This is a genomic window from Nocardioides sp. B129/18, assembly GCF_055282735.1.
This window is the reverse complement of the sequence record NZ_JBUZJI010000020.1, coordinates 65045-75344: the sequence shown is the minus strand read 5'-3', so window position 1 is coordinate 75344 and position 10300 is coordinate 65045. Positions and strand designations below refer to the sequence as shown.

General features: G+C 76.8%; 8 protein-coding genes. 5 read left to right on the top strand and 3 right to left on the bottom strand.

What is annotated here, in order from left to right:
* Positions 1-171: 171 nt before the first annotated feature.
* Entirely contained in the window at positions 172-2943 is a 2772-nt protein-coding gene (locus ACZDWJ_RS14385) for an alpha/beta hydrolase (RefSeq protein WP_463521827.1), read from the top strand.
* Between the two features lie 136 nt (positions 2944-3079).
* Here ACZDWJ_RS14385 and ACZDWJ_RS14380 read toward each other — a convergent pair whose 3' ends face one another.
* The gene (locus ACZDWJ_RS14380; RefSeq protein ID WP_463521825.1) at positions 3080-4720 is read right to left on the bottom strand and encodes a DNA repair helicase XPB; all 1641 of its coding nucleotides are present in this window, start codon (positions 4718-4720) and stop codon (positions 3080-3082) included.
* Positions 4721-4731: 11 nt separating this feature from the next.
* The gene (locus ACZDWJ_RS14375) at positions 4732-7011 is read right to left on the bottom strand and encodes a helicase-associated domain-containing protein (RefSeq protein WP_463521823.1); all 2280 of its coding nucleotides are present in this window, start codon (positions 7009-7011) and stop codon (positions 4732-4734) included.
* 24 nt (positions 7012-7035) lie between these two features.
* Between ACZDWJ_RS14375 and ACZDWJ_RS14370 the strand changes: the two genes are divergently transcribed.
* Genes ACZDWJ_RS14370 through ACZDWJ_RS14360 form a run of 3 tightly spaced genes read left to right on the top strand, consistent with a single transcriptional unit; the run spans position 7036 to position 9057 of the window.
* A complete protein-coding gene (locus ACZDWJ_RS14370; protein WP_463521821.1) occupies positions 7036-7902 on the top strand; it encodes an FHA domain-containing protein in 867 nt (288 codons plus the stop codon).
* Positions 7899-8636, top strand: a complete 738-nt coding sequence (locus ACZDWJ_RS14365; protein WP_463521819.1) for a hypothetical protein — start codon at positions 7899-7901, stop codon at positions 8634-8636. Before ACZDWJ_RS14370 ends, ACZDWJ_RS14365 begins: the two co-directional genes overlap by 4 nt.
* A gap of 10 nt (positions 8637-8646) precedes the next feature.
* Positions 8647-9057 carry an SRPBCC family protein gene (locus ACZDWJ_RS14360; RefSeq protein WP_463521817.1) on the top strand — a complete coding sequence of 137 codons (411 nt, stop codon included), beginning with the start codon at positions 8647-8649 and terminating at the stop codon, positions 9055-9057.
* Between the two features lie 66 nt (positions 9058-9123).
* On the opposite strand, the gene ACZDWJ_RS14355 is transcribed toward ACZDWJ_RS14360, so the two are convergent.
* The gene (locus ACZDWJ_RS14355; RefSeq protein WP_463521815.1) at positions 9124-9831 is read right to left on the bottom strand and encodes an aspartate/glutamate racemase family protein; all 708 of its coding nucleotides are present in this window, start codon (positions 9829-9831) and stop codon (positions 9124-9126) included.
* A 107-nt stretch (positions 9832-9938) separates the two neighbouring features.
* On the opposite strand from ACZDWJ_RS14355, the gene ACZDWJ_RS14350 reads away from it, so the two are divergent.
* A partial coding sequence (locus ACZDWJ_RS14350) for a LysR family transcriptional regulator (RefSeq protein WP_463521813.1) occupies positions 9939-10300 on the top strand: 362 nt, incomplete at its 3' end.

The following is a 10300-nucleotide window of genomic DNA, read 5'->3' as shown; positions in this document are numbered from 1 at the left end:
CCCCCCCCCCCCCCCCCCCCCCCCCCCCCCCGCCCCGGCGTCGTCAGGAGGACCTGCACGACCCTGGCGGACGGGCCCGCGAGGTGCGAGGGTCACCGGGACGCCGGACGCAACCGATTGCGGGCGGGCGGCGTCAGTAGGAGCAGTGACCCCACGAAGGACGGACTCCCGATGCACCTGCCCGCCACCCGCGGCCTCCTCGCCGTCGCCGCCAGCGCGGCCTGCCTCGTCGCCACCCTGCCCGCCCAGGCGGCGTCGCCGGCGACCTCCACCGTCGCGAGCGCGCCGTCCGTGTCGGCCCCCCACGGCCGCTGGACGGTCCGGGCCGACGGCCCCGGCCGCTGGGAGGTCTCCTGGACGAGTCCGAGCCGGCTCCCGATGGGCTCGGACCGGCCGACGGTCCGGCTGAGCGCCGATGCCGCCGCCGACGCCACGGTGGGCGTGACGACGCTGGCCGGCGACGGTCGGCGCGTCCGGGCCCTGGTGTCCGGAGCCCGACCTCGCGTGGGAGATCTCGACGTCCTCCTGTCGGGCGACCGGCTCGACGAGCCCGGCGACGACCTCGCCGCCGCCGCGGAGGCCGCGACGAGCGCGCGCCGCACGGCCACCCCGCCGTCGGGCCGGCGCGAGGCCGCGCCCGGAGCGCAGGCCGGGACGCTGGCCGGCCTGCCGTCCGACCCCGGCACGCCCGGCTCCTTCGAGGTGGCGACGAGCGACTACACGCTGCCGTCGGTGAAGGTCGCCGGCATGCCCGAGCCGATCGAGATGGTCGGCCACGTCGTCGAGCCGACCGCCGACGCGGCCACCGGACCGCGACCGCTGGTGCTGTTCCTGCACGGCCGGCACGGCGTGTGCTTCGACCCCGACGACCCCGAGGCCTACTCCGACGCGTGGCCCTGCCGTGCGCCCTTCCAGGAGATCCAGAGCCACCTCGGCTACGACTACGTCCAGCGCCTCCTGGCCAGCCAGGGCCTCACGACGGTCTCGATCCGCGTCAACGGCATCAACGCCCAGGACTACGCGCTCGACGACGGCGGCGCCGACGCCCGCGCGCAGATCGTCCGCGCCCACCTCGACCACTGGGCCTCGATCGCCGCCGACCACCAGGTCGACCTCTCGAAGGTCGTGCTGGTCGGCCACAGCCGCGGCGGCGAGGGCGTCGACCGCGCCGCGCTGCAGATCCCGCTGTCCGCGCCGTACCGCATCGTCGGGCAGGTGCTCATCGCGCCCACCGACTTCGCCGCGCACACCGCCCCCTACATCCCCACCGAGGTGCTGCTGCCGGCCTGCGACGGCGACGTCTCCGACCTGCAGGGCCAGAAGTTCGTCGACGTCGCCCGCGACCCGCTGCGCGACGACACCGCCCTGCGGTCCTCGGTGCTGGTGATGGGCGCGAACCACAACTACTTCAACACCGAGTGGACGCCGGGGGAGACCACGGCGCCCGCGAACGACGACTGGGGCGGCGAGGCGGACGCGTCGTGCGGCACCGACTCCCCGACGCGCCTCACCGCCGCGCAGCAGCGGGCGGTGGGCGCCACCTACGTCGCCGGCGCGGTGCGCCTGTTCACCGGTGAGGGCGACCTCCTGCCGCTCCTCGACGGCAGCCCGGTGACGGTGCCGTCGATCGGCGGCGCCACGGTGCACGTCGCGGCCATCGGTGGCGGGCGCGACGTCCGTCGTCCCGGCTCCGACGCCGGCCGCAGCCTCACCGCCGGCAACGCGCGCACCTCCCTGTGCGCCGGCGTCGCCACCTCCGCGACGACCTCACGCACCAAGTGCGGTCTGGGCCTGGAGTGGCAGGCGGTGCCGCACTGGACCGCCGACGGCAGCCCCGAGGTGGCCCGCACCTTCCTGCAGATGGACTGGAGTCGGCCCGGTGCCACGGGCGGCCTCGCACTGGAGCGCCCGCTCGACCTCACCGGGCGCCGCCTCGAGCTGCGCACCCTGGTCGACCCCCGCGTCGGGTACGCCGACCTCGACGTCCGGATCACCGACGGCGAGGGCCACCGCGCCACCGTTCGTCCTGAGGGCGGCGCGCTGCCGGCCCTCGCCGACGGCCTGACGCAGCTGTGGGGCCAGGCGCTGGTCGTCGACCCCTCCGGCGCCGCCGGCGTCGATCTCGCCGACGTCACCGCCGTCGACCTCGTGGCCCGCTCCAGCCGGGGCCGGGTGTGGGTGGCCGACCTCTCCTCCGCCCCCGACGCCCTCGCTCCCGTGCCGACGCGACGAGCCGGCCTGGTGTCGGTCGGCGCGGTGCGCGTCAAGGAGGGCGACGGGAGCCCGAGCGTGCGGCACCTGCGGGTGCCGGTGCAGGTCAGCGGCCTGACGCGGCCCGCGCGCGTCGTCGTCCAGCTCTACGGCGCCCGCCCCGGCACGAACGAGCGCTTCCCGCTCGACCTCGCCCCCGGCCAGAGCGAGGCCACGATCACCGTGCCCTACGAGTCGAACCGCATCGACGACGAGACCCTGCTCGCGACGCAGGTGTCGATCTGGCCGGTCACCGGGGCCACCACCGACCGCTACGTCGCCCTGGCCACCGTCGTCGACGACGACCCGACGCCGCGGATGACCGTCCGGGCGCTGCGCTCGCGGGTCACCGAGGGGCAGTCGATCGTCTTCGAGCTGCGGGCCGACCGCACGAGTCGGGTCCTCTACGACTGGAACATCACCGTGGTCGCCGGTCGGGGCACCCCGCTGCGCGGCAACGACGTCCCGCGGCCGTGGCTCCTCGAGCGCACCGAGAAGGCCGACGTCCGCCGGTCGCTGGCCAGCATCGGCCCGTACCTCTCGCTCTACCTCGAGCCCGGCCGGCGCACCGCGCGCCTGGAGATCCCGACCCGGCGCGACACGCTGCGCGAGGGCGTCGAGCAGCTGACGGTGCGGTTCTCCCGCGGCAGCCGCGTCTTCACGATCCCCGTGCAGGTGCGCGACGCCCGCTGAGCCTGCTGAGCACGGGGCGGACCGCGGTCCGCTTCCGACGCTCTGACGTGTCTCGCAGGTTCTGGAGCCTCAAGACCTGCGAGACACGCCGCGCCGCGGTCAATTACCCGGTCAGCCGGGTAATTGGGGGCCGGCGTCAGACGGCGAGGTCGTCGGCGTCGACGATGCGGTAGGCGTAGCCCTGCTCGGCGAGGAACCGCTGGCGGTGGGCGGCGAAGTCGGCGTCGACGGTGTCGCGGGCGACGACGGTGTAGAAGCGGGCGACCTTGCCGTCGCGGCCCGGGCGGAGGAGCCGGCCCAGGCGCTGGGCCTCCTCCTGGCGCGAGCCGTAGGAGCCGGAGACCTGGATGGCCACCTCGGCGGCCGGGAGGTCGATGGAGAAGTTGGCGACCTTGGAGACGACGAGGCGGGTGATCTCGCCGGTGCGGAAGGCGTCGAAGAGCCGCTGCCGCTCGGCCACCTTGGTCTCGCCGGTGATGACGGGGGCGTCGAGGGCGGTGGCGAGCTCGTCGAGCTGGTCGAGGTACTGGCCGATCACCAGGGTCGGGGCGTCGCCGTGCCGGGCCACCAGGGAGCGGACGACGTCGACCTTGTGGTGGGTGCAGGAGGCGAGGCGGTAGCGCTCGTCGGGCTCCGCGGTGGCGTAGGTGAGTCGCTCGGCGTTCGGCAGCGTCACCCGCACCTCGACGCAGTCGGCGGGCGCGATCCAGCCCTGCGCCTCGATGTCCTTCCAGGGCGCGTCGTAGCGCTTGGGGCCGATGAGGGAGAAGACGTCGCCCTCGCGGCCGTCCTCGCGCACGAGCGTGGCGGTGAGGCCCAGGCGCCGGCGGGCCTGCAGATCGGCGGTCATCCGGAAGATCGGCGCGGGCAGCAGGTGCACCTCGTCGTAGACGATGAGGCCCCAGTCGCGGGCGTCGAGCAGCTCCAGGTGCGGGTAGACGCCCTTGCGGCGGGTCGTGAGCACCTGGTACGTGGCGATCGTGACCGGCCGGATCTCCTTGACGGTGCCGGAGTACTCGCCGATCTCGTCCTCGGTGAGCGAGGTGCGCCGCACCAGCTCGTCCTTCCACTGCCGCGCGGAGACGGTGTTGGTGACGAGGATCAGCGTGGTGGCGCGGGCCTGGGCCATGGCCGCGGCGCCGACGAGGGTCTTCCCGGCGCCGCACGGCAGGACGACGACGCCCGAGCCGCCGTGCCAGAACGACTCGACGGCCTCGCTCTGGTAGGGCCGCAGCGACCAGCCCTCGGGGTCGAGGTCGATGGCGTGGGCCTCGCCGTCGACGTAGCCGGCGAAGTCCTCGGCCGGCCAGCCCAGCTTGAGCAGGGCCTGCTTGAGGTTGCCGCGCTCGGAGGGGTGCACGGCGACGGTGTCGTCGTCGAGCCGGGTGCCGAGCATGCCGGCGACCTTCTTGGCGCGCAGCACCTCCTCGAGCACCGGCCGGTCGGAGGAGGCCAGCACGAGCCCGTGGACGGGGTGCTTCTCCAGGCGCAGCCGGCCGTAGCGGGCCATGGTCTCGGCGACGTCGACGAGCAGCGCGTGCGGCACGGCGTAGCGGCTGAAGGTGAGCAGGGTGTCGACGACCTGCTCGGCGTCGTGGCCGGCGGCGCGGGCGTTCCACAGGCCCAGCGGCGTGAGCCGGTAGGTGTGCACGTGCTCGGGGCTGCGCTCGAGCTCGGCGAAGGGGGCGATCGCCTTGCGGCACTCGGCCGCCTGCGGGTGGTCGACCTCCAGCAGCAGGGTCTTGTCCGACTGGACGATGAGGGGGCCGTCGTTCACGAGGGCCCAGCCTACGGAGCGGGCGAAGCGGGCCGCACGCTGACGACGCGGTGCAGGGCGAAGGAGCGCAGGTCCTCGCTGCGGTGGTCGTGGGCGACGAGCCGTCCGCCCTCCACCGAGCGCGGCTCGACGACGCGCTCGTCGCGCACGCCGTCGTCGCCCACCAGGCCGATGACGACGGCATCGCCGCGCTCGACGGCCTCGCGCAGGGCCGCCGAGGTGCCGGCCGGGCTCTGCGGCACGGGCGGGGCGCCGGGGGTCGGACGCACGGGGGCGACGCGGTCGCCGGAGCGCAGGCCGGCGATGACCGCCGAGACTCGCGCGGCCTCGCGGGCGCGGCGGTGGGAGGGGCCGCGGGAGTCGCGCACGTCCCGTGGCACCCGGGCGCGCAGGGCGTCGGGCCGGGCGACGTGGACGGTGCCGTCGGGCGCCTCGACGACCGGCGCCGCGCCGAGCTCGCGCAGCCGCGGCAGCAGGACGTCGACGGGCGTGGTGCTGACCAGCACGGTGGGGGCGAGGCGGCGCAGGCCGAGCGGCCCGGCCTTGGGGTGATGCAGCAGCTCGGCGAGCGCGGCCTCGTCGTCGGCGCGCAGGTAGGCCTCGGCGTGGCCGACGCGGATGCTGCCGAAGGTGCGGGCGATGTCGTCGACGAGGTAGGTGAGCGGCTGGGGCACCGGGGTGCGCGAGACCGTGTCGAGGAAGGCGTGGATCTCGACCGCCGACCAGCCGACGTCCAGGCCGCGGCGCACCGAGCCGGGGGTGAACCGGTAGACGGTGGCGCCGCCGCGCGACTCCACGTCGGCGAGCAGCTGCAGGCGTCGGGCCAGGCCGTTCTCGAGGGGGCCGGGCGCGACGGCGGTGAGGTCGGCCTGCAGCAGCACGTGGTCGACGGGGTCGGGCAGCAGCCCGGCGAGCGTCTCGACGACGGCCTCCGCGTCGCCGTCGAGCAGCGGGCGCAGGTAGGACGCCGGACCGTCGAGGCCGGTGATCCCGAGCAGCGCCGCCTCGGAGACCGCCCAGCCGACCTGGTCGGCGCGGGTGCGCGGGCGACGCGGACGCAGCCAGGCGAGCCGGGCCACCAGCGAGGGCAGGCCGGTGCCGGTGGCGAGGGTGACGCCGGCGGGCAGCGCCGCGAGCTCCTCGAGGGTCATCCGGCGGGTCTCGACCTGGTGGACGCCGGTGAGCTCGGGGGCGAGCGCGTTCCAGGTCTTGCCCGCGGTGTCGCGTCGCCCGACGAGTCCGGGCAGCCGCGGGCTCTCCAGCCAGGCCTGCGCGAGCGCGAGCCAGCGCTCGGCCGGCGGCAGCTCGCTCCAGGCGTCGACGCGGTCGGTGGGCAGCCAGGCGACGTCGCCGTCGGGGCCGAGCCCGGTGTTGAGCATCCCGGCGGCGTGGGCCAGCTCGACCCACAGCGCCGCGGCGGACTCGTCGGTCTGCAGCAGCGCGGCGGTGGCCTTGAGGTCGCGGACGGCCAGGCCGCCGCTGCGCAGCACCGACGGCGGGCGCAGGCCCCACTCGTCGAGGAGCAGCTCGACGCGGCGCAGCGCCTCGAAGGCCGCGCCGGCGGCGGTGCGGTCGACGAGGGTGGCCGCGCGCTCGGAGGTGGCGAGCTCGGGCAGGTCGTCGACGGGCTCGAGGGTGGTGCGACCGCCGCGCAGCGCGAGGCCGACCTCGCCGGGCAGGACGACGGTGCCCGAGCCGCGGGGCTGGAGCAGGCGGCGGCCCAGCAGCTCCTCGGCGGGCGTGCGGGCCTCGTCGGGATGCAGCGGGACGCGGGCCTCGGTGGTGGCCTGCCCGCCCTGCTCGAGCACGTGGTCGAGCAGGGCCCGGGCCGGCTCGGAGAGCGCCTCGACGCGGGCGACGATGTCGTCGGCCGGCGCCGGGTCGGCCGAGGCCGGACGCAGGCCGCTGGTGCCCGGCCCGCCCGCGAGCGCCTCCACGACGCCGGTGAGCGGACGCAGCCCGGTCTCGGCCTCCCAGGCCAGCGCGAGGTCGACGAGGCGCTCCAGGGCGGCCTCGACGGCGGCCTCGTCGGCGTGCACCATCCCCAGGACGTCGGATCGCAGGGTTGAGCCGGCGACGACGAGGGCATCGAGGACGAAGAGCTCCAGACGCGTCAGCTGGTCGAGTGCCCGCAGCACCGACGACCGGGTCGCCGCGCGGGAGGCCAGCTGAGCAGAGTCCTGAGGAGCAGGCGTGGCGAGATCGGAACGGACGCGGAGCAGGTGGGCGAGCCGCTCGTCCGGCCAGCTGCGCAGCTGGTCGGCGAGCGAGCGGTGTCCCACGGTGGTCATCCCCTCAACGCTAGCGGGCGCGGCATGAGCCTCGAGGCGGCTCTCGTGGTCGCGCACCCGCGGGCCGTCCTGCTGCTGCCGGCGACCGCCCGGGCCGCCGGGGCCGCGGCCTGGGAGGCCCTGCACGACGGCGCGACCGCGGCGGAGAGCGGACCGGTGCTGCTCGAGCGGCTCCTCGACGCCGTGCTCGCGGCGTCGGGCCCGCGGCCGCTGCAGGCGCTGGCCGACCTCGCCGTCGCCGTGCGCGACGGCGACGAGGTGCGGGTGCTCGTCCGCGGCGGGGTCCCCGTCGGCTGGGAGCCCGGCCCCGAGGAGACGCTGACGTCCGCGCCGGGCGAGCCGTGGGCCGTCCACCGGCGGCGGGGGCCCGGACGCGTCGTGCTCGGGCGGCCCGCGCCGTCCTCGCCGATCACGCCGACGGGTCCGTCCGCCCCGGTGCTGGCCTCGGCCGACGGCGTCGTGCTCGAGGTGCCCGGAGCCGTGCTCGATCCCACCGGCCCGCTGGTGGCGGCGCGCCCGGACGTCCCGGTCGAGCCGCCGCCGGTGCCGGCCGCGCTCCCGGCCCCCGCGATCCGACTGCCCGACGGCTCGCGTCACGGGCTCGAGGGGCCGATCGTGCTCGGGCGCGCGCCGCTGGCCACCGGGGGAGCCCGGGCGGTGGCCGTCGCGAGCCCGCGCCAGCAGATCTCGGCCACCCACCTCGAGCTGCGCGCCGACCCCCTGGCCGACGCCGTCCTGGCCACCGACCTCGGCTCCACCAACGGCACCGTGCTGGTGGGGCCGCCGGCCCGCAGCCTGCTGCCCGGCGAGCCGGTGGTCGTCGCGGTCGGCGACCGGCTCGACCTCGGCGAGGGCGTGGTCGTCGAGGTGGTGGCGGGGGAGGCGACGTGAGCGCGCCGCGGCCCGCGTCCCCGCAGCGACGTCGGACGGGCGAGGTGGTCGACGTCCTGCTGCTCGGCGGCCCGCCGGCCGGCCTCGCCGTCGCCGCCGGTGCTGGGCCGCTGCTCGCGGCGGTCCTGTCGCTGCTGGCGGCGGTGGCCGGCCGCGCGGTGCTCGTGCCGCTCGGCGCCTCGCCCGGCGGCGTGATGCTGCGCCTGCGCGTCGTGGCCGAGGGCGGCGCGCGACCCGGCGCCGGGCAGGTGGCCCTCCTCGCGCTGGGCGATCTCGGCCTCGTGGTGCTGAGCCTGGGCCTCGCGGCGCCGCGGCTGCTGCTCGACGCCGCGCCGGACCCGTGGCGCCGCACCCCGCTCGACCGACTCGTGGGGCTGGTGGTGCTCGACGCCCGCCGCCCGGCCCGGGCCCGCCCGGCCCCGCCGCGCCCGACCCCGCCCGTCGACGTCACCGCCGAGCTCGCCGTGCGGCTGCGCGAGCGGCGCCGCCCGTGGCTGCTCGAGGGGCCGGCCGGCAGCACGCCCGTCGGCGAGGGCGTGGCGCTGGCGGGTCTGCGCTGGCGGGTCGACGGCGACCTGCTGGTGGCCCTGCCCGACGTCGACGGCGTCACCTTGGTGCGCGGCGCGGCCGAGCGTCCCGCGCCGCGCGGCCGGGCCGTCGCGGTGCTGCCCGGCGACGCCGTGCGCGGACCGGAGGGCGTGCTGCGCGTGCGGCGCGACGAGAACGTGTTCTAGTCTGCGGACCATGACCTTCGAGCACCGCGGCGAGATCGTCGTCCCGGCCCCGCCCGCGGCCGTCTGGCGGCTGTGGAGCGACGTCGCCACCTGGCCGCGGTGGGACCCGCCCGTCGACGCCGTCGACCTGCCCGGCCCCTTCGTGGCCGGCGCCACCGGCACCCTGACGCTGGCCGGCGGCATCGTCGCGCCGGTCGAGCTCACGGTCGTCGAGCCCGGCTCCCGCTACGTCGACGAGCTGCGGATGGGCGAGCTCGTCATCGCCATCGACCACCGCGTCGAGGAGCACCCCGACGGGGCGCTGGTCGTCGTCGAGGCCCGCATCGAGGGGCCCGGCGCCGCCGACATCGGGCCGATGGTCACCGCCGACGCGCCGAGGGCGCTCGAGGCGCTGGCCGCGCTGGCCGCCGCCTCCGGCTGAGGTCGCTCAGCCCGTCCCGCAGCCCGTCCCTCAGCCCGTCCCGCAGCCCGTCCCTCAGCCCGTCCCTCAGGCCGGCACCGGCGCGGCGTCGAGGCAGAACCGCGCGGCCGCCTCGGCGTGCGCGGCCATCGAGTCCAGCAGGGGCACGCGGACGTCGTCGGGCCCGAGCAGCAGCTGGATCTCGGTGCAGCCGAGCACCACGGCGCCCGCGCCCTCGGCCTCGAGGCCCTCGGTGATGCGCCGGTAGGTCGCCGCGCTGGCGGCGTCGACGACGCCCTGCGTCAGCTCGGCGAAGATGATCCGGTCGACCTCGGCGCGGTCGGCGGCGTCGGGCACGACGACCTCGAGGCCGCGGGCGCGCAGCCGGCCGACGTAGAAGTCCTCCTCCATGGTCCACCGGGTGCCGAGCAGGCCGAGGCGCTCGACGCCGCGTGCGGCGGCGGCGTCGGCCACGGCGTCGGTGATCCGCAGCAGCGGCACGTCGAGGGCGTCCTCGACGGCGTCGGCCACGCGGTGCATGAGGTTGGTGCAGATCAGCACCGTCTCGGCGCCGGCGTCCTGGCAGCGCAGGGCGGCGTCGGTGAGCAGGCGCCCTGCGCCGTCCCAGTCCTCGGCGACCTGCAGGGCCCGCACCTGCGCGAAGTCCAGCGACTGCAGCGTCAGGGGCGCCGACGCGTGGCCGCCGAGCCGCTCCTGCACCGCGGTGTTGATCAGGCGGTAGTAGTCCACCGTCGAGTACCAGCTCATGCCGCCCACCAGGCCGATCGTCCTCATGGATCCAGTCTCGGCGAGGCGGGAGCCCTTAGGAATCCCCCATCTCCTGACGAGGGGCATCAGCATTGCTGATGGCCTTGGAGCGCGATCGGTGGCACGCTGGGAGCGTGAGCCTCGATCCCCGACGCGTGCTGGTCTTCCGCGCCGCGGTGCGCGCGGGCTCGCTGACCGCCGCCGCCCGCGAGCTCGGCTGGACCCAGTCGGCGGTCAGCCAGCATCTCCAGGCCCTCGAGCGTGCGGCCGGCTGCCCGCTGCTGCTGCGCGGCCCCGCCGGCGTCACCCCCACCGAGGCCGGCCGGGCGCTGATGGTGCGCGCCGACGCGATCGCCGCCGCCCTGCACATGGCCGAGGAGGAGCTGGCCGGGCTCACCCAGCTGCGACGCGGCCGGGTCCGCCTGGCGGCCCACCCCTCGGCCGCCGCCACCCTCGTGCCGCGGGCCGTCGCCGCGCTCGAGCGCGACCACCCCGG

What these genes read in the sequence shown, in the direction of transcription:
- ACZDWJ_RS14385 (WP_463521827.1), top strand. Translation starts at nt 172, where the DNA reads ATGCACCTGCCCGCCACCCGCGGCCTCCTCGCCGTCGCCGCCAGCGCG.
- ACZDWJ_RS14375 (WP_463521823.1), bottom strand. Translation starts at nt 7,011, where the DNA reads ATGACCACCGTGGGACACCGCTCGCTCGCCGACCAGCTGCGCAGCTGG.
- ACZDWJ_RS14370 (WP_463521821.1), top strand. Translation starts at nt 7,036, where the DNA reads ATGAGCCTCGAGGCGGCTCTCGTGGTCGCGCACCCGCGGGCCGTCCTG.
- ACZDWJ_RS14360 (WP_463521817.1), top strand. Translation starts at nt 8,647, where the DNA reads ATGACCTTCGAGCACCGCGGCGAGATCGTCGTCCCGGCCCCGCCCGCG.
- ACZDWJ_RS14355 (WP_463521815.1), bottom strand. Translation starts at nt 9,831, where the DNA reads ATGAGGACGATCGGCCTGGTGGGCGGCATGAGCTGGTACTCGACGGTG.